Origin of the sequence: Pseudarthrobacter raffinosi (assembly GCF_023913835.1) — a bacterium.
Classification (GTDB): Bacteria; Actinomycetota; Actinomycetes; order Actinomycetales; family Micrococcaceae; genus Arthrobacter; species Arthrobacter raffinosi.
Map to the genome: position 1 here is coordinate 79,737 of NZ_JAMXBG010000007.1, position 18,445 is coordinate 98,181.

An 18,445-nucleotide genomic window follows, 5' to 3' on the forward strand; every position below is an offset into this window, starting at 1 on the left:
GCGGTGACTTCCAGCAATGCCTCGTTCGTCCATCTCCACAACCACACCGAATACTCCATGTTGGATGGCGCAGCCCGCCTGGGTGAGCTCTTCAACGAGACTGAACGCCTCGGGATGCCGGCCCTGGCCACCACCGACCACGGTTACCTTTTCGGGGCTTTCGATTTCTGGAAGCGCGCCACGGACCAGGGGATCAAGCCGATTATCGGCGTCGAAGCCTACGTCACCCCCGGCACCGCACGGACGGACAAAAGCCGTGTCCGCTGGGGCGAGGAACACCAGCGCAAGGACGACATCTCCGGCGGTGGCTCCTACACCCACATGACGCTGCTGAGCTATAACAACGTCGGCATGCGCAACCTCTTCCGGGCCTCGTCCATTGGCTCGCTGGACGCGGTCTTCGGCAAGTGGCCTCGTTTGGACCGTGAGCTCCTGAACACATACTCCGAAGGCCTGATCGCCACTACTGGCTGCCCTTCGGGCGAGGTCCAGACCCGGCTGCGGCTGGGCCAGTACCGCGAGGCCATGGAAGCCGCCTCGGAATTCCGGGACATTTTCGGTGCGGAGAACTATTTCTGCGAACTGATGGACCACGGCCTGGACATTGAACGCCGGGTCACGGGGGACCTGCTGCGGCTGGCCAAGGACCTGAACCTGCCGCTGGTGGCCACCAACGACCTGCATTACACGCACGAACACGACGCCAAGGCGCACGAGGCCCTGCTTGCCATCCAGTCGGGTTCCACGCTGCTGGAGCCATCGTATGACAACGGCGGTTCCCGCTTCGCGTTCTCCGGCAGCGGCTACTACCTCAAATCCCCGCAGGAGATGCGGGAGCTGTTCAGGGACCACCCGGATGCGTGCGACAACACCCTGCTGATCGCCGAGCGCTGCGATGTCTCGTTCAACACCGGTGCTAACTACATGCCGCGGTTCCCGTGCCCGCCGGGCGAGGACGAGACATCCTGGCTGGTCAAGGAAGTTGCCACGGGACTGGAATACCGGTACCCGGGCGGTGTCCCGGACAAAGTCCGCACCCAGGCTGACTACGAGCTCGAAGTCATCACCTCCATGGGGTTCCCGGGTTACTTCCTGGTGGTGGCCGACTTCATCAACTGGGCGAAGAAAAACGGCATCCGCGTCGGTCCGGGCCGTGGCTCCGGAGCCGGCTCCATGGTGGCGTACGCCATGCGCATCACGGACCTGGATCCGCTCCTGCACGGGCTGATCTTTGAACGGTTCCTCAACCCGGACCGTGTGTCCATGCCTGACTTCGACGTTGACTTCGATGACCGTCGGCGGTCCGAGGTCATCGACTATGTGACCCGGAAATACGGCGACGAGCGCGTGGCCATGATTGTCACGTACGGCACCATCAAGACCAAGCAGGCGCTGAAGGACTCCTCCCGTGTGCTGGGTTACCCGTTCAGCATGGGCGAGCAGCTGACCAAGGCGCTCCCGCCGGCCGTGATGGCCAAGGACATCCCGCTCGCCGACATCCAGAACAAGGACTCAAAGCGCTACAGCGAGGCGGGTGACTTCCGCCAGCTGATCGCCACTGATCCCGAGGCCGCCAAGGTCTTCGAGACGGCTCTCGGCATTGAGGGGCTGAAACGCCAGTGGGGCGTGCACGCCGCCGGCGTCATTATGTCCTCGGACCCCATCATCGATGTCATCCCGGTCATGCGGCGCATCCAGGATGGCCAGGTGATCACGCAGTTCGACTACCCCACCTGTGAGGGCCTGGGCCTGATCAAGATGGACTTCCTCGGCCTGCGGAACCTGACCATCATTTCCGACGCCCTGGAGAACATCAAGCTCAACCGCGGCCTGGACCTGGACCTGGACAGCCTGGCCCTGGATGACGTGGCCTCCTATGAACTGCTGGCCCGGGGCGACACCCTGGGCGTGTTCCAGCTTGATGGCGGCCCCATGCGCTCACTGCTGAAGCTGATGAAGCCTGACAACTTCGAAGACATCTCCGCGGTGCTCGCGCTCTACCGGCCAGGTCCCATGGGCGCCAACGCGCACACCGACTACGCGCTGCGCAAAAACGGGATCCAGGAAGTCATTCCGATCCACCCCGAACTCAAGGAACCCCTTGCTGAAATCCTCGGCGGAACCTACGGCCTGATCGTCTATCAGGAGCAGGTGATGGCCGTAGCCCAGAAGCTCGCGGGCTATTCCCTCGGGCAGGCAGATATCCTGCGGCGCGCCATGGGTAAAAAGAAGAAATCCGAGCTGGACAAGCAGTTCGCCGGATTCTCCCAGGGCATGCAGGACAACGGCTATTCCATGGCCGCCGTCAAGACCCTGTGGGATATCCTGCTGCCGTTCTCCGACTACGCCTTCAACAAGGCCCACTCCGCCGCGTATGGCGTGATCTCCTACTGGACCGCCTACCTGAAGGCGCACTTTGCGCCGGAATACATGGCTGCGCTGCTGACGTCGGTCGGTGACGACAAGGACAAATCGGCAATTTACCTCAACGAATGCCGGCGCATGGGAATCACCGTGCTGCCGCCGGATGTGAACGAATCCGCGCTGAACTTCACCCCGGTAGGCACCGACATCCGCTTCGGCATGGGCGCCATCCGCAACGTAGGGGTCAACGCCGTCGAAGCGATGGTGGCCGCGCGCGAAAAGGAAGGCGCCTACACGTCCTTCAAGGACTACCTCATGAAGGTCCCCGCCGTGGTCTGCAACAAGCGGACCATTGAATCCCTGATCAAGGCCGGAGCCTTCGATTCCCTCAACCACCACCGGCGTGCGCTGGCGATGATCCATGAAGAGGCCATCGACTCCGTCATCACCCTCAAACGAAACGAAGCGATCGGCCAGTTCGATCTCTTCGCCGGTTTCGAGGAGGCCGAATCCGAAGCGTCGCTGAGCATCGAGATTCCCGACCTGCCGGAATGGGAAAAGAAGGACAAGCTCTCCTTTGAGCGGGACATGCTCGGCCTGTATGTGTCGGACCACCCGCTGCAGGGCCTGGAAGGACTCCTCAGCCAGCACGCGGACCAGTCCATCACCTCGATCATCGGCGAAGACGGGCCGCACGACGGCGCCATCATCACCATCTCCGGCATGATCACCTCGCTCAGCCGCAGGATCGCGAAGGCGAGTGGCAACGCCTATGCCCGTGCCGAAATCGAAGACCTCGGAGGTTCGATGGAGGTGATGTTCTTCGGCCAGGTCTACGGCCCTATCGCGTCGGTCCTGGCCGAGGACCTGATCGTGGTGGTCAAGGGGCGCCTGCAGCGACGGGACGACGGTGCCGTAACGCTGAACTGCATGGAACTGTCCGTTCCGGACCTCAGTGAAGGAACCAACGGCCCCGTGCTGATTTCGATGCCCACCCACAAGGCAACCGAAGCTGTTGTCACCGAACTGGGCGATGTCCTGCGGAACCACCGGGGGAACTCTGAAGTCCGGCTGCACCTGCAGGGGGACACCCGGACGGAAGTCATGGGCCTCCCCGTCCATCTCAGGGTCAACCCCAGTCCGTCATTGTTCGGCGACCTGAAGGTGCTCCTGGGCCCAACCTGCCTGGACAACTAGGTCCCGAAAGTTAGATCTCGTAGTCCAGCGGGACCGGCTGGCCATAGCCGCCGGCGTGGTACAGGAGCGGCGAACCGTCGTCGCCCACTTCGCCGTCCACAACTTCAACCACCACCACGGCATTGTTCTCGAAGGAGAGCCGCATCTGGATCTTGCCGATCAGCCAGCCCGCGACGTCTTTGAGGATCGGGACCTCGTGCGGGCCAAGTTCCCAGTGGTCCCCGCCGAACCTGTCCTTGGTGCGGGCGAAACGGTCCGCCAGCGCCTGGTTTTCCAGGCCCAGCATGTGGACGCCGAGGTAGGAGGCATTGGCCACGGCCGGCCACGAACTTGAACTGCGGGCCATGTTAAAAGTGAACCGCGGCGGCTGCGCTGAAAGTGACGCCACGGACGTGGCGGTAAAGCCGTAGGGCTCGCCCTGGTAGTTCACGGTGATGATCGCGACCCCGGCCGCATGCCGCCGGAACATTTCCTTGAAGGTGCCCTCGAACGGCGTTTTGTCTGTCATCTTGAAAGTTGCTCCCTGAAAAGCAGGCTGAAATGGACTTTTCCTTAAGGGTATTAGTCCCCGTCGGAGAGGGAGCAATCGCTGGACCCGGCACGTCATCTGTCAAGACTGCCCATGTCATTTGATCTTCGATACCCGACCTTTGTTAAGGTTTATTTCATGAGACAACACATCAGCCGCCGGTCTTCCCGGCTGCCGTGGAAATGGTTTTCCGCTGCTGCTGCCGGTGGCGTTCCCGTCGGCCTGCTGTGGTGGCTGCTCGCGCCAGGGGGGATGAACCTGATCACGCGCAACCCCGCCCTGGCCGACGGGACCAATCCGGAGGTATGGCTGCTCAGGGACCTCACCCTTGCTGGGCTTTGTGTGTTCGCAGGGTGCCTGGTGGCCGTCTTCCTGACCGATAAAGGCGGCCGCGATGCGCAGGCGGCCTTCCTCCTGGGCCTGGCCGGCGGACTGGGCGGGGCCCTGATCGCGTGGCTGACCGGCGTGCTTGCGGGCCAGCTGTGGGGCGGCCCCGCAGATACATCTGTCAATGCCAGCGTCGCGTTCTCGCTCCGGTCCCTGTCCGTGCTGATCCTGTGGCCGGCCGCGACTGCCACGTCCGTGTTTGTCCTGAGCCTGATAAACCTGCTCAAGAGCGGGCCCGGGAGTGCGGGCACGCCGGTAGCCGAAGACAACGCGCCCGGCGCGTAAAATGGACCGGTGACCATTTCTCCTGAACTTCCTGCCACCCCGCCTGCCGCCGCTGTCAGCTTCCGGACGGTCGACCTTCGGGGCAGGGGCCTGACGCTTGCCGGTTTGCGCGCTGCTGTTCCCCGTGCCCGGCAGCACACCGTGGCGGATGCGGAACAAAAAGTGCTGGATATCATCAAAGCCGTCCGCGAGGACGGCTTCGCGGCCCTCAGCGACCTGGCACTCCGTTTCGACGGAGTCCAGCAGGTCCACCCCCGCGTCCCGGCGGCCTCGTTGGCCCGGGCGCTGGCGGACCTGGATCCGGCGGTACGCAGCGCATTGGAAGAGTCCATCAGCCGGGCCCGGCGCTTCGCGGACGGGCAGCGGCCGCGGGATCTCGACGTCGAACTCGGCGACGGTGCGCTGGTGAGCCAGAACTGGGTGCCGGTATCGCGGGTTGGCTTGTACGTCCCCGGCGGTCTCGCCGTCTATCCGTCGTCGGTCATCATGAATGTTGTCCCGGCGCTGGCTGCGGGAGTGCAGTCCATCGCCCTGGCATCGCCGCCGCAGAAGGACTTCGGCGGCCTCCCGCACCCCACCATCCTCGCGGCAGCGGCCCTGCTCGGCATCGACGAGGTCTACGCCATCGGCGGGGCCCAGGCCATCGCTGCGTTCGCTTACGGAGTGCCGGCACATGACGCCGGGCCGGCGCTGGAGCCCGTTGATGTAGTCACGGGTCCGGGAAACATTTTTGTGGCTACGGCGAAGCGCCTGGTCAAGGGTGTGGTGGGCATCGATTCCGAGGCGGGGACCACCGAAATCGCGATCCTGGCTGATTCAACGGCGCAACCTGACCTGGTGGCGGCAGACCTGATCAGCCAGGCGGAGCACGACCCCCAGGCGGCTTCCGTGCTCATCACGGACTCGGCGGACCTGGCCGCGGCGGTCCGCACCGAACTGGACCGGCAGGCGGCCGGCACCAAGCACTCCGCGCGTGTATGCGAGGCGCTCTCCGGCCCGCAGTCGGGAGTTGTCCTGGTGGAGGACCTGGAGCAGGGCATCGCCGCCTGCGACGCCTACGCCGCTGAGCACCTTGAAATCATGACCGTTGACGCGCCGGCGGTCGCTGCCCGGATCCGGAACGCCGGGGCGATCTTTGTGGGGGACTACAGTCCTGTCAGCCTGGGCGACTACTGCGCCGGCTCCAACCACGTCCTGCCCACCAGCGGGACTGCGGCGTTTTCCTCCGGACTGAACGTCACCACTTTCCTGCGCGCCATCCAGGTCATCAACTACAGCCGGGCCGCGCTGCAGGAAGTCAGCGGCCACATTGTGAGCCTGTCCGGTGCCGAGGACCTGCCGGCGCACGGTGAAGCGGTCACGGCGCGCTTCCGCGAGGCCCGCTGACGCAGCAGGCCTCGCGGGGCCGGCTGCGGGCACCACTACATGTGGTAATTACAGGATTGTTATTCCGCTACATGTAGTCGTAAACTGAGAGACGGAGAGGTCCGCCGGGGCCGGAAACATCGGCGCTGGAAGACATCGAGGGAGGGGACACCATGTACTGTCCATTTTGCCGCAATCCGGACTCCCGCGTTGTGGACAGCCGGATGGCCGACGACGGCTCGGCCATCCGCCGCCGCCGGCAGTGCCCGGAATGCGGCCGCAGGTTCACCACCGTGGAAACCACGAGCCTTTCGGTGATCAAACGCTCCGGAGTGGGCGAACCCTTCAGCCGCAGCAAGGTCATCAACGGCGTGCGTAAGGCATGCCAGGGCCGGCCGGTCAGCGAAGACGACCTGGCGCTCCTTGCCCAGGAGGTGGAGGAGCAGATCCGTGCCTCGGGCGCTGCCGAGATCGACGCCCATGAAGTCGGCCTGATCATCCTTGGTCCGCTGCAGAAGCTTGACCAGGTGGCCTACCTGCGTTTTGCCAGCGTGTACCAGGCCTTCGAATCCCTTGAGGACTTCGAGACCGCTATTGCCCTGCTCCGCCACGAGTCCGTGGAAGAAGGCACGCAACCCGCGGCGGCGGCTGCGAAGAGCTCCGAAAAGAGCCCCCTGTAAGCTCCGGTGGTGGCCGCGGAGGGGAAGCCGCCGCCACCACCGGCACCGGCTGCCCCAAGGCGCCGGGCAGCTACCGGCTATTTTGTGAGCTTGTGCTTAATGGCAATTTCGACGGCGGCACCGACGATCCCGGCCTCATTCTTGAGTTCGGCCGGCACGATCCGGGTGCGCAGTTTGAGGTGCGGCAGGTATTCGTCTGAGCGCTTGGAGATGCCACCTCCCACGATGAACAGCTCGGGCGAGAACAGGAATTCCACGTGCGAGAAGTAGCGCTGCAGCAGCACGCTGTATTCCTCCCAGCTCAGTCCGTCCCTTTCGCGGGCCACGGCTGAGGCTTTGCTTTCGGCGTCAAATCCGTCGATCTCCAGGTGCCCCAGTTCTGCGTTGGGGACGAGGCGGCCATCGAAGATGAATGCTGAGCCAATTCCAGTGCCCAGGGTGATCACCAGGACAGTGCCATCCACCCCCTGACCCGCACCAAAACGGGCCTCCGCCAGCCCTGCGGCGTCGGCGTCGTTAATGACCTCCACCGGGCGGCCAAGGTGTGCGGTCAGCAAAGCATCAATGTCGGTGTGGAGCCAGGTCTTGTCCACATTGGCCGCCGAATGGACCACGCCATGCTGGATGATGCCGGGGAAGGTGACGCCCACGGGCGAATCCGCGGCCGGAGCCTCGGGGCGGCTTGAAAGCTCGGCAACCACCTGCGCCACGACGTCGGCTACGGCGGCAGGGGTGGCGGGCTGGGGCGTAGGCACGCGGAACCGTTCACCCAGCAGCTTGCCTTTTTTCAGGTCGACAATGCCGCCCTTGATTCCCGTACCGCCGATGTCAATGCCGATCAGCGGGGCGTTCTTGTGCGACTTCTCGTCCTTCTTGGCCAATGTTCTTCCGTTCGTGGCAGGGCGGCAGGTCGGCCGGGCGGCTGACCGGAAAAAATTTCAGGGGAGCGTGAGGATTTCGGCGCCGGATTCTGTCACCAGCAGTGTGTGCTCAAACTGGGCGGTCCGCTTGTGGTCGCGGGTGACAACTGTCCAGTCGTCCTCCCACATGTCCCACTCGATGGTGCCGAGGGTCAGCATGGGTTCGATGGTGAACACCATGCCGGCCTCGATGACTGTGTTGTAGGCCGGCGCTGCATCGTAGTGGGGGATAATCAGGCCCGTATGGAACGCTTCGCCCACGCCGTGGCCGGTGAAGTCCCGCACCACGCCGTAGCCGAAACGCTTGGCGTAGGACTGGATGGCCCGGCCGATCACGTTGATCTCCCGGCCGGGAGCCACGGCTTTGATGGCCCGGTTGAGGGATTCCCGGGTGCGCTCCACCAGCAGGCGGGACTCGTCGTCGACGTCGCCCACCAGGAAGGTGTGGTTCGTGTCGCCGTGGACTCCCTTGATAAAAGCGGTGATGTCGATGTTGAGGATGTCGCCGTCCTGAACCACGGTGCTGTCCGGGATGCCGTGGCAGATCACTTCATTCAGCGACGAGCACAGGGACTTCGGGAACCCTCGGTAGCCAAGCGTGGACGGGTAGGCCTTGTGGTCCAGCAGGAATTCGTGACCCACCTTGTCCAACTGGTCGGTGGTAACGCCGGGCCTGATGTGGTTGCCCACCTCAACGATGGCCTGTGCGGCGATCCGGCTGGCGATCCGGATTTTCTCAACGGTCTCGGCGGATTTGATCTCGGAGCCGGTGAACTTGGCCGGGCCGGGCTTGCCTACGTATTCCGGGCGCGGGATGGACGCGGGAACGGGGAGCTGCGGGCTGACGGTTCCGCGGGTAAGGGTGCCGGTGGGTGCAGTCGAGGCTAGGGAAGGCATAGATTGATCATATAAGGCACCGCATTAGGCCAAGTAACTGGAAGCCCCAAGCTGTCCGCATCCACGTTTAAGTTACGTGGATCACGGCAGGGCCCCCGCCGGCTGGAACGAGGAGGACCGATGACTGAGTACTGGTACAACGTGAACACCCACGAGGTGGAAGAGGACGCACTCTCAGACTGGAGCCAGCTGATCGGCCCCTACAAAACGCGGGAAGAGGCCGAACACGCCCTCGAAAAAGTCCGGGCCCGCAACGAGGCCTGGGAAAAGGGCGAGGAGGACTGAGCCGTAGCCTGGCCCGGCCCGTGGCCTGCCCTGCCTAGAAGGAGTGCTCCGGTCCGGGGAACTGGCCTGAACGGACCTCGTCGCCATACGCCTTCGCCGCGTCACTGAGGGTAGTGCGCACGTCGGCATACTGTTTGACGAACTTCGCCATCTTGCCGCCGCGGAACCCGGCCATGTCCTGCCACACCAGCACCTGCCCCGTGGTGGCGTTGCCGGCGCCGATCCCCACCGTCGGCACGCTGACCGCCGCGTCAACGGCGGCCGCAGTGTCCGCCGGAACCATTTCCATCAGGACGGCGAACGCCCCCGCCTCCACCAGCGCCACGGCGTCGTCAATCAATCGCTGTGCGTCATCCCCGCGGCCCTGGACCCGGTATCCGCCCAGCGCGTGTTCACTCTGGGGGGTGAAGCCGATATGGGCCATCACCGGGACGCCGGCCTGGACCATGGCCCGGACGGTTTCCGCATAGTATTTTCCGCCCTCGATCTTGACGGCATGGGCCAGCCCCTCCTTGAGGAACCGGACACCTGTTTCCACACCCTGCTGCGCCGAGACTTCATAACTGCCGAACGGCAGGTCTGCCACCACCAGGGCTCGCTTGGCGGACCGCGCCACGGCGCGGCAGAGGGGCAGGAGTTCATCCACCGTGACCGGCAGGCTGGTCTCGTTGCCGAATACGTTGTTGGACGCCGAATCGCCTACCAGGAGGACCTCGATGCCAGCCTGGTCGAAGATCTCTGCGCTGTACTGCTCGTAGGCGGTCAGCATGGCGAAGCGTTTGCCGTCCCGTTTGGCCTGCTGCAGGTGGTGGATACGCACCCTGGGTGCGGGCTTCGCGTTCACTTCCGACGACGGCGGCTGCACCCGTGCAGGTCCGTTTCCGTATGGTGCGTGTACTTCAGCGGACGCGCTTGACTCAGAGCTATTGGTTGAGGCCATGGCAAGAGCGTAATGCGGCAGCAGCAGTCCTAGCCACCGCAGACGGGCCGGCGGACCGTGATCCGCGTCATATTCACGTGCCCGCCAAGGGCATTTTTGCCACCTGTGGGCGCGGCCGTCAATGGTTGCTGTGTAAACGCTGTGTTACGTGCGGCGCCGTCGCCCGCATTGGAGCCGATTGCTTAGTAAAGTGAAGGTGAACTGCTGCCGGCTGCCGCTTCCGCGGACCCGGGGCATGAACGATTGACCGGAGAAGAGGCCATCATGGACCGCCAGCAAGAGTTTGTCCTGCGCACAATCGAGGAGCGCGACGTACGGTTCGTACGTTTGTGGTTCACCGACGTCGTAGGTTCACTCAAATCGGTGGCACTTGCCCCGGCAGAGGTTGAAGGGGCGTTTGAGGAAGGGCTCGGTTTCGACGGCTCAGCCATCGAAGGCCTGGCACGCGTGTTCGAATCGGACATGCTGGCGCAGCCGGATCCGTCCACGTTCCAGATCCTGCCGTGGCGTGGCGAGACCGAACAGACCTCGCGTATGTTCTGCGACATCCTGACTCCGGACGGCGAACCGTCGGCCGCGGATCCGCGCAATGTCCTCAAGCGCACGCTGGCCAAGGCTGCGGACATGGGGTTTACGTGCTACACGCACCCGGAGATCGAGTTCTACCTCCTCAAGTCCCAGCAGCCCGGGCCCGACGGTGCTCCGGTACCCGTTGACGAGGGCGGCTACTTCGATCACGTTCCCGGCGGCGTGGCGCAGGATTTCCGCCGCACGGCCGTAACCATGCTGGAATCCGTGGGCATTTCGGTTGAGTTCAGCCACCATGAAGCCGGTCCCGGCCAGAACGAGATCGACCTGCGCTACGCGGACGCCCTGCAGACCGCGGACAACATCATGACGTTCCGCACGGTGATCAAGGAAGTGGCCCTCCAGCAGGGAACCTACGCCACGTTTATGCCCAAGCCTTTCACCGACCACCCCGGCTCCGGGATGCACACGCACTTCTCGCTGTTCGAGGGCGACACCAACGCTTTTTACGAGGCGGGCGCCGAATTCCAGCTTTCCAAGACGGCCCGCCAGTTCATCGCAGGCATCCTGAAGCACGCTCCCGAGTTCACGGCTGTGACCAACCAGTTCGTAAACTCCTACAAGAGGCTCTGGGGTGGCGGCGAAGCGCCAAGCTACCTCAGTTGGGGCCATAACAACCGTTCGGCCCTGGTCCGCGTCCCGCTGTACAAGCCCGGCAAGGGCCAGTCGGCCCGCATCGAATACCGCGGCATCGATTCGGCAGCGAACCCCTACCTTGCCTATGCCGTCCTGCTGGGGGCCGGGCTTAAGGGGATCGAAGAAGGCTACGACCTGCCCGCCGCAGCAGAGGACGACGTCTGGTCGCTGAGCTCCGCCGAGCGCCGTGCCATGGGCCACGACCCCCTGCCCGCCAGCCTTCACGATGCCATCCGGTCCATGGAGGACTCCGAACTGATGCCCCAGATCCTCGGCGAGCAGGTCTTCGAGCACTTCCTGCGCAACAAGCGTGCCGAATGGCAGGACTACCGGCTCCAGGTGACGCCCTACGAGCTGCAGCGCAACCTCGGCATTCTCTAGGCGGCGGTGAGCCTCGCACGCCGCCTCATCTCAGCCGGCTTCAGTGACCTGGAGAAGGGTGAGCGCTTCCTTGCTGCCCCGGAACTGGACGGCCTGGACCCGGACAGGATTTTCGCCGGCCTGCAAATGGCCGCCAATCCTGACACCGCACTGCAGTCACTGGTGCGGCTGATCGAAAAGCACCCCGGTCTCCGGGAGCTGGCCGCGGCCGATCCGGAGGTCAGCGAGCCGCTCTACCGGGTGCTCGGGGCTTCCGAAGCGCTGGGGGAATTCCTCATCCGGCACCCTGAGCACCTGGACGCCTTCGACGTCACGGCCAGTCCCGAGCCACTTCAGGCAGACCCGGAACACCTCCGCTCTGTCCTCCTGAAATCCGTCCTCGCGGAACCCGGGTCAGCACGGCCCGTGGCGGGAATGACCGGAGCCGACGCCTATGCCGCGCTGCGGGCGGCCTACCGCCGCGGGGTGGTGGACCTGGCGGTCAAGGACATGTGCGCTGCTGACCCGCTGGACTTTATGCCCGCCGTCGGAGCTGAACTCGCTGACCTGGCAGGGGCCGCGATCGAAGCTGCGCTGGCAGTTTCCCGTGCCGAGGCTGCCGAGCAGTTCAGCGCCGGGGAGGTGGCCGCCGTTGGACTGGCCGTCATCGGGATGGGCAAATGCGGAGCGCGGGAACTGAACTATATTTCCGACGTCGACGTCATCTACGTGATCGACGCCGGCGACCTGGACGACGCCCGCGCCAGTACTATCGGCACAGCCTTGGCCACCGGTATTTCCCGGGCGATCTCCTCCGTGGCGCGTGAACCCGGCCTCTGGGAAGTGGACGCCAACCTGCGGCCGGAGGGCAAGTCCGGCCCACTGGTCCGAACCTTGGCCTCACACGAAAGCTACTACGCCCGCTGGGCAGAGAGTTGGGAATTCCAGGCGCTCCTGAAGGCGCGGACCATCGCCGGTGACAAGGACCTGGGGGAACGCTACGAAAAAGCCGTGGCCCCGTTGATCTGGAGCTCCGCGGGCCGCGAAGGGTTCGTGGAGTCCGTGCAGGCGATGCGCCGAAGGGTTACCGAGCATATCCCGGCGGCGGAGGAACAGCGGCAGATCAAACTCGGCCGCGGCGGCCTCCGGGACGTGGAGTTCACCGTGCAGCTGCTCCAGCTGGTGCACGGAAAATCCGACGAAACCATTCGGCGCAGGGATACCACCGCGGCAATAGCGGCACTCTCAGCCGGAGGCTACATCGGCAGGTCCGACGCCGCCGCCTTCGATCACGCGTACCGGTACCTTCGCCTCCTGGAACACCGCATCCAGCTGTTCCAGCTCCGGCGGACACACCTGATGCCCGTCAGCGAAGCGGCACAGCGCGCCCTCGCAAAGGCAGTGCTTAGCCCGTTCTCCAATGACAGGCCGCCGCCGGCTTCGCTGCTGGCCACCTGGCAGAAGACCAAACGCTCTGTCCGCGAACTGCACGAACGTATTTTCTACCGTCCGCTGCTTAACACCGCTGCCAAACTCAGCAGCGAGGACGCCAGACTGACGCCGGAGGCCGCCCAGGGCCGCCTCGCCGCGCTGGGCTATCGTGACCCGCGGGGCGCCATGCGGCATATCGAGGCACTCACCGCCGGTGTCAGTCGGCGGGCAGCCCTGCAACGCCAGCTGCTGCCCGTCCTGCTGGACTGGCTCGCCGAAGGTGTTGATCCCGACGCCGGACTGCTCGCGTTCCGGCGCGTCAGTGAGGCCCTTGGCACCACCCACTGGTATCTGGGCATGCTCCGGGATTCCACAGCGGCGGCTGAACGGCTATGCAACGTGCTCTCGAACTCACGCCTGATTGCGGATCTTTTGGAGGTTTCGCCGGAGTCGGTAGCCTGGCTGGGCACCAACAAAGACCTCGTCCCGCTGGGCTTCGAAGCCCAGTGGCAGGAGATCACGTCCAAAATGTCGCGCCACTCGGACCCGGAAAACGCCATCAGGCTGATCCGGCTCATTAGGCGCCGGGAGATCCTCCGGATCGCGATCGCCGATTCTGCCGGGCTTCTCAACCAGGACCAGGTGGGCGCGGCGCTGGCTGACACCGACCGGGCAGCGGTGCTGGGCGCGCTGCGCGTGGCCGAAGGCATCGTCTCTGCTGCGGGACCGCTCAAGACCGCGATATTGGTGGTGGCCATGGGCCGCCAGGGCGGCCGCGAGATCGGCTACGGCTCCGACGCCGACGTCATGTACGTGCACCGCGCGTTGCCGGGCTATACGGACGAGGAAGCGCAGGATCAGGCGGCCCGGATTGTCGCCAAAGTCTCCAGCCTGCTCACGCAGCCGCTCAAGCCGGCCATCATGGCCGAGCGGGTGCTGCAGATGGACGCGGATCTGCGGCCCGAGGGCAAAAACGGGGCCATGGTCCGCTCCCTCGATTCGTTCGCCGAATATTACCGCCGGTGGTCGTTGATCTGGGAAGCGCAGGCGCTGCTGCGGGCCCGGCCCATGGCGGGCGACGATGCCCTGGCCGAGGACTTCCTGGCCCTCATCGACCCCATCAGGTACCCGGAGTCGATTTCGGAGCAGGACGTCCGGGAGGTTCGCAGGGTCAAAGCGCGGGTGGAAGCGGAGCGGTTGCCGCGCGGGGCGGATCCGGCACGCCACGTGAAGCTTGGCCGCGGAGGACTGAGCGACGTCGAGTGGCTGGTGCAGCTCCTTCAGCTCCAGCACGCGGCCAAGCACCCGGAACTGCGGACCACGTCCACGGTGGAGGCCCTGGAAGCGGCGGCTTCACTGGACCTGCTCAGCGGGCCTGACGCGAAGCTGCTGGCCGACGCGTGGCGGCTCGCCAGCCGGATCCGGTCCGCCAACGTCATCTGGAGCGGCAGGGCGTCGGACACGCTGCCGTCCGCCCGCGGGGACCTTGAGGCGGTGGCCCGCTGGTGCGGCTACGAACCTGGCAACGCGGCCGCCCTGGAAGAGGACTACCTCCGCCTGAGCCGGCGGGCCCGGGCGGTGTTCGAGAAGGCCTTCTACGGCCATTAGCGGCTGCCTGGGGTTCTCCCGGAAGGCAGCAGACAGCTGCCGCGGTGCGGTGCTAGGTTGGGGGCCATGGCTACGCAAATCTACCTGAACCTGCCCGTGAAGGATCTGAAGCGGTCCGTCGATTTCTTCACCGCCCTTGGCTTCTCCTTTAACCCGGACTACACCGATGAAAACGCGACGTGCATGATCATCAACGACAACGCGTTTGTGATGCTCCTCGTGGAGGGTTTCTTCAAAACGTTCACCTCCCGGGCCGTGGCCGATGCCACCAGTTCCACCGAGGCCATCACGGCGTTTTCGGTGGACAGCAAGGAAGCCGTGGACGAAACGGTACGCAAGGCGCTGGCCGCCGGCGGCACCCCGTCCCAGGAAGTCCAGGACTACGGCTTTATGTACAACCACAGTTTCCAGGACCCGGACGGCCACCTGTGGGAAGTTATGTGGATGGACCCTGCCGGCCCATCGGCCGAGGGCGGGGCTCCCGCCGGATCCGACGGACAGCCGACCTGAAAACCCGGGTTGATTCCGTCTGGCTCATTGCCCTGGATGACCTCAGTGCGGATGCGCTTGCCATCCAGCTGGGAGAGGTGGCAAACATTGAGCTGGGTCCAGGACAAAGCAGCTTCGTTGGTGACCCGCTCCGCATGGTCCTGGCGGGACTGGAGGAGGATTCGCGGTTCCCTTATGTCGTGGAGGCCGCGGGCTACGCTGTGGGCGTGCTGACCCTCCAGTCCGGCGCCGCGTGCCTGGCCGGCTGGCCGGACGAGGATTCGGCCTGGCTGTTGCGCGGTTTCCTGATCGACAGGCGCCACCAGGGGCAAGGCCTCGGGCCGCTGGCGGCAACGTCCGCGGTGGAGGCGGCCGCGAAACTGACCGCCAGGCGCGGAACCCACGAGGCCGGCGTCGTGCTTTCCGTCAACGAAGCCAATCCGGCCGGGTTGTCCGCGTACAGGACCGCCGGCTTTGTGGATCAGGGGCAGTACCTGGCCGGCAGTTCCGGACCGCAACGGATCATGTACCGGAGCTTCACGGGATAATTCGTCCAGACACGGCGGCCGGGCATTGCCTCCGGCTCCACATTGATCGATCATGTGGATTGGCGGTGTTCTTCAAACCTTGTTGGGGGGAAGGCTTGAAAAGTCTTCGTCTCGGGGAGCACATGTCAGGGGGCTGGCTTCTGGTCTCAGCACGTCTGGAGTCAGCCCCCACCTTAAGGACAAAAAAGTCCGCCCGGCCTCCAGCGTTGACGCTGGCAGCCCGGGCGGACTTTTTGGCGGACTGAACGGGTTCAGCCGCGGATCTGGCTAGACGCCGTAGTAGAGCTCGAACTCGTACGGGTTCGGGCGCAGGGACAGCGGGCGGATCTCGTACTCGTACTTGTACTCGATCCAGGTGTCGATCAGGTCCTGGGTGAACACGCCACCGGCCTGGAGGAACTCGTTGTCCTCGCGCAGGGCCTCCAGTGCCTCTTCCAGCGAGCCCGGAGCCTTCGGGATGTCCTTGGCTTCCTCGGCGGGCAGCTCGTAGAGGTCCTTGTCGATCGGAGCCGGCGGTTCGATGCGGTTGCGGATGCCGTCAATGCCGGCCATCAGCTGGGCAGCGAAGGCCAGGTACGGGTTGGACGAGGGGTCCGGAGCGCGGAACTCGATGCGCTTGGCCTTGGGGTTGGAACCCGTGATGGGGATACGGATACCGGCGGAGCGGTTGCCCTGCGAGTACACCATGTTGACCGGAGCTTCGAAGCCCTTGACCAGGCGGCGGTAGGAGTTCACCGTCGGGTTGGTGAAGGCGAGGACGGACGAGGAGTGCTTCAGCAGGCCGCCGATGTACCAGCGGGCCATGTCGGACAGGCCGGCGTAGCCCTTTTCGTCGTAGAACAGCGGCTCGCCGTTGGTCCACAGCGACTGGTGGCAGTGCATGCCCGAACCGTTGTCGCCAAAGACCGGCTTCGGCATGAAGGTCACGGACTTGCCCCAGGCGTCGGCCGTGTTCTTGACGACGTACTTGAACTTCTGCAGGTCGTCTGCGGCGTGGGTCAGGGTGGTGAACTTGTAATTGATTTCAGCCTGGCCGGCGGAGCCTACCTCGTGGTGGCTGCGCTCGACCTCGAGGCCGGCCTCATCCAGGGCGATGCACATGGCGTCGCGGAGGTCAGCCTGCTTGTCGGTGGGGGAAACCGGGAAGTAGCCGCCCTTGATGGGGGTCTTGTAGCCGAGGTTTCCGCCGTCTTCTTCGCGGCCGGTGTTCCAGTGTGCTTCTTCGGAGTCGATCTTGTAGAAGCTGCCCTCGGGGGAGGACTGGTACTGGACGTTGTCGAAGACGAAGAATTCGGCTTCCGGAGCGAAGAACGCGGTGTCGGCGATGCCCGTGGAGGCGAGGTAGGCCTCAGCCTTTTCGGCCACGCCGCGGGGGTCGCGGTGGTAGGGGTCTCCGGTGCGGGGGTTCACGATGGAGAAGTTCAGCGCAAGGGTCTTCTCCATGCGGAAGGTGTCCAGGAATGCGGTGGTGACGTCCGGGATCAGCTGCATGTCGGATTCGGCGATGCCCTGGAATCCGCGGATGGAGGAACCATCGAAGAGCTGGCCGTTGACGAAGAAATCCGCGTCGACGCTCTTTGCCGGCACGTTGAAGTGCTGCTGCACACCCGGGAGATCGGTGAAGCGGATATCGACGAATTTAATATCTTCGTCCTTGATGAACTTGAGGACTTCGTCCGCAGTCTTGAACATCTATGCTCCTTACGCATATGTAATATCTGGCTGGCAAGCCAACTGATCCAGCGCAATCCGAAGGGCAGGGAAACCAAGTTTCCCTGCTTGGGAGGTATTGCTTGAAACTGCTATCAGCCTATGGACACGTCATTTCCCGTCAGTGTCCACATTGTTTCGGGCAGGTTACAGAATGCCCGGTTCAGGTTACAGAATTGTCCTGATCAGGTAACGCTATCCGGTGTCCGTAGTGTGGTCCAACGGTTTCCACTCTGTGGTCGGCGGTGAGTCGGTAAGCTTGGACGGTGGTAGATCGCAATGACATTGGCTCCTGGCTCAGCGGACCGGACACGTCCGGCATCTCAAGGTACCCGGGGGAGCGCCTGGGATTGCCCGAATCCGGTTCCGGCTCCATCGCCAGGGCGGGCAGGCGCATCCTCGCCATCGTCCTTGACTGGGGGATTGCCCTGCTGATCAGCAATTTTGCCTTCGGCGGTGACTCCTGGGCCACATTGGCGATTTTCGCCGCGGAACAGATGCTGCTTGTGGGCACGCTCGGTTACAGCATCGGCCACCGAGTGGCCGGGATCCAGGTGCTGCGACTGGGCGGCGGGCCCGCGGGTCCAATGGCTGCCGTGGTGAGGTCAGTGCTGCTGTGCCTGGTGATTCCCGCCGTAATTTTCGATCCGGACCAGCGGGGACTGCACGACAAGGCGATGAATACCATCCTCGTGCGGCGCTAGCAGTAATCAGGAACCCGGCCGTGCCGGTTCGCCGGCACCTGACGGCCCCGAACACCTGACAGCCCCGAATAGAGGGCAGTGCGCCGTCAGACCCCCGCTGTTTCTTTTGTCCCGGCAGGAACGGCCGTGCCTCGCGTCAGGTAGCCGCGCTTTCCGGCCCAGCGTTCGAACGCGACAGTGGCGAACGGGAACACCGCCGACAGTCCCGCGAACAGGGCCACAACGAAGGGCCACCGCTGGAGACGCCACAGGGCGAGGGCGGCGATGCCGTAGCCCACAAACAGCGCACCATGGATGGGGCCGGCGATCTCCACACCCAGTTCGGTGGTCTTGGCGACCCACTTGAAGTACATGCCAGCCAGCAGGGCAGCCCAGCTGAAGGCTTCGGCAACAGCCAGGACGCGGAAGGCCCGGATAACAAGGGTTCTAACGGGAATGGTCATGTTGCTACTTCCAATCAATGTGCCCGCCTGTTCGGCGGCGTCCGGCAGACAAAAACCGCCCTGGTTCCGGCAAGCCGGA

At 64.4% G+C, this 18,445-nt stretch carries 16 protein-coding genes; 10 read left to right on the plus strand and 6 right to left on the minus strand.

Annotation, left to right across the window (positions count from 1 at the left end):
* Positions 1-3 precede the first annotated feature (3 nt).
* A complete protein-coding gene (gene dnaE, locus NG697_RS08895; RefSeq protein ID WP_252600778.1) occupies positions 4-3,561 on the plus strand; it encodes a DNA polymerase III subunit alpha in 3,558 nt (1,185 codons plus the stop codon).
* A 10-nt stretch (positions 3,562-3,571) separates the two neighbouring features.
* Here dnaE and NG697_RS08900 read toward each other — a convergent pair whose 3' ends face one another.
* Entirely contained in the window at positions 3,572-4,069 is a 498-nt protein-coding gene (locus NG697_RS08900; protein ID WP_252614031.1) for a flavin reductase family protein, read from the minus strand.
* Between the two features lie 159 nt (positions 4,070-4,228).
* Here NG697_RS08900 and NG697_RS08905 point away from each other — a divergent pair, with 159 nt between their 5' ends.
* The 3 genes from NG697_RS08905 (at position 4,229) to nrdR (ending at position 6,807) form a co-directional block, all read left to right on the plus strand.
* Complete coding sequence (locus tag NG697_RS08905; protein ID WP_252600780.1) at positions 4,229-4,762, plus strand: FecR family protein; 534 nt, start codon at positions 4,229-4,231, stop codon at positions 4,760-4,762.
* 9 nt (positions 4,763-4,771) lie between these two features.
* Positions 4,772-6,148 (plus strand): histidinol dehydrogenase, encoded by a 1,377-nt coding sequence (hisD, locus tag NG697_RS08910; protein ID WP_252600783.1) that lies wholly within the window; start codon positions 4,772-4,774, stop codon positions 6,146-6,148.
* A gap of 152 nt (positions 6,149-6,300) precedes the next feature.
* Positions 6,301-6,807, plus strand: coding sequence for a transcriptional regulator NrdR (nrdR, locus tag NG697_RS08915; protein WP_252600785.1), 507 nt, complete (start codon positions 6,301-6,303; stop codon positions 6,805-6,807).
* Positions 6,808-6,884: 77 nt separating this feature from the next.
* Here nrdR and ppgK read toward each other — a convergent pair whose 3' ends face one another.
* The gene (ppgK, locus tag NG697_RS08920; RefSeq protein WP_252614032.1) at positions 6,885-7,688 is read right to left on the minus strand and encodes a polyphosphate--glucose phosphotransferase; all 804 of its coding nucleotides are present in this window, start codon (positions 7,686-7,688) and stop codon (positions 6,885-6,887) included.
* Positions 7,689-7,745: 57 nt separating this feature from the next.
* Positions 7,746-8,624: a type I methionyl aminopeptidase gene (gene map / locus NG697_RS08925; protein ID WP_252614033.1), complete on the minus strand. Its 879-nt coding sequence runs from the start codon at positions 8,622-8,624 to the stop codon at positions 7,746-7,748.
* Positions 8,625-8,744: 120 nt separating this feature from the next.
* Between map and NG697_RS08930 the strand changes: the two genes are divergently transcribed.
* On the plus strand, positions 8,745-8,909 hold the full coding sequence (locus NG697_RS08930) for an SPOR domain-containing protein (RefSeq protein WP_252569270.1): 165 nt from the start codon (positions 8,745-8,747) through the stop codon (positions 8,907-8,909).
* A gap of 34 nt (positions 8,910-8,943) precedes the next feature.
* Here NG697_RS08930 and panB read toward each other — a convergent pair whose 3' ends face one another.
* A complete protein-coding gene (panB, locus tag NG697_RS08935; protein WP_252614034.1) occupies positions 8,944-9,849 on the minus strand; it encodes a 3-methyl-2-oxobutanoate hydroxymethyltransferase in 906 nt (301 codons plus the stop codon).
* A gap of 264 nt (positions 9,850-10,113) precedes the next feature.
* On the opposite strand from panB, the gene glnA (NG697_RS08940) reads away from it, so the two are divergent.
* The 4 genes from glnA (NG697_RS08940) to NG697_RS08955 all read left to right on the plus strand — a co-directional run bounded on the left by glnA (NG697_RS08940) (position 10,114) and on the right by NG697_RS08955 (position 15,509).
* On the plus strand, positions 10,114-11,454 hold the full coding sequence (gene glnA, locus NG697_RS08940; RefSeq protein WP_056342417.1) for a type I glutamate--ammonia ligase: 1,341 nt from the start codon (positions 10,114-10,116) through the stop codon (positions 11,452-11,454).
* A gap of 6 nt (positions 11,455-11,460) precedes the next feature.
* Positions 11,461-14,472 (plus strand): bifunctional [glutamine synthetase] adenylyltransferase/[glutamine synthetase]-adenylyl-L-tyrosine phosphorylase, encoded by a 3,012-nt coding sequence (locus NG697_RS08945; protein WP_252614035.1) that lies wholly within the window; start codon positions 11,461-11,463, stop codon positions 14,470-14,472.
* A gap of 66 nt (positions 14,473-14,538) precedes the next feature.
* Positions 14,539-14,982, plus strand: a complete 444-nt coding sequence (locus tag NG697_RS08950) for a VOC family protein (RefSeq protein ID WP_252600793.1) — start codon at positions 14,539-14,541, stop codon at positions 14,980-14,982.
* Positions 14,961-15,509, plus strand: a complete 549-nt coding sequence (locus tag NG697_RS08955) for a GNAT family N-acetyltransferase (RefSeq protein WP_252600808.1) — start codon at positions 14,961-14,963, stop codon at positions 15,507-15,509. Before NG697_RS08950 ends, NG697_RS08955 begins: the two co-directional genes overlap by 22 nt.
* Positions 15,510-15,776: 267 nt before the next feature.
* On the opposite strand, the gene glnA (NG697_RS08960) is transcribed toward NG697_RS08955, so the two are convergent.
* Complete coding sequence (gene glnA / locus NG697_RS08960) at positions 15,777-17,201, minus strand: type I glutamate--ammonia ligase (protein ID WP_056342177.1); 1,425 nt, start codon at positions 17,199-17,201, stop codon at positions 15,777-15,779.
* Between the two features lie 284 nt (positions 17,202-17,485).
* Here glnA (NG697_RS08960) and NG697_RS08965 point away from each other — a divergent pair, with 284 nt between their 5' ends.
* A complete protein-coding gene (locus tag NG697_RS08965; RefSeq protein WP_252600795.1) occupies positions 17,486-17,923 on the plus strand; it encodes an RDD family protein in 438 nt (145 codons plus the stop codon).
* Positions 17,924-18,009: 86 nt separating this feature from the next.
* On the opposite strand, the gene NG697_RS08970 is transcribed toward NG697_RS08965, so the two are convergent.
* Positions 18,010-18,366, minus strand: coding sequence for a DUF3817 domain-containing protein (locus tag NG697_RS08970; RefSeq protein ID WP_252614036.1), 357 nt, complete (start codon positions 18,364-18,366; stop codon positions 18,010-18,012).
* Between the last annotated feature and the right edge of the window lie 79 nt (positions 18,367-18,445).

Bases quoted from the DNA above. Each gene is read 5' to 3' on its own strand.
- NG697_RS08900 (WP_252614031.1), bottom strand. From the start codon at position 4,069: ATGACAGACAAAACGCCGTTCGAGGGCACCTTCAAGGAAATGTTCCGG.
- NG697_RS08905 (WP_252600780.1), top strand. From the start codon at position 4,229: ATGAGACAACACATCAGCCGCCGGTCTTCCCGGCTGCCGTGGAAATGG.
- nrdR (WP_252600785.1), top strand. From the start codon at position 6,301: ATGTACTGTCCATTTTGCCGCAATCCGGACTCCCGCGTTGTGGACAGC.
- map (WP_252614033.1), bottom strand. From the start codon at position 8,624: ATGCCTTCCCTAGCCTCGACTGCACCCACCGGCACCCTTACCCGCGGA.
- NG697_RS08930 (WP_252569270.1), top strand. From the start codon at position 8,745: ATGACTGAGTACTGGTACAACGTGAACACCCACGAGGTGGAAGAGGAC.
- panB (WP_252614034.1), bottom strand. From the start codon at position 9,849: ATGGCCTCAACCAATAGCTCTGAGTCAAGCGCGTCCGCTGAAGTACAC.
- glnA (WP_056342417.1), top strand. From the start codon at position 10,114: ATGGACCGCCAGCAAGAGTTTGTCCTGCGCACAATCGAGGAGCGCGAC.
- NG697_RS08950 (WP_252600793.1), top strand. From the start codon at position 14,539: ATGGCTACGCAAATCTACCTGAACCTGCCCGTGAAGGATCTGAAGCGG.
- glnA (WP_056342177.1), bottom strand. From the start codon at position 17,201: ATGTTCAAGACTGCGGACGAAGTCCTCAAGTTCATCAAGGACGAAGAT.
- NG697_RS08970 (WP_252614036.1), bottom strand. From the start codon at position 18,366: ATGACCATTCCCGTTAGAACCCTTGTTATCCGGGCCTTCCGCGTCCTG.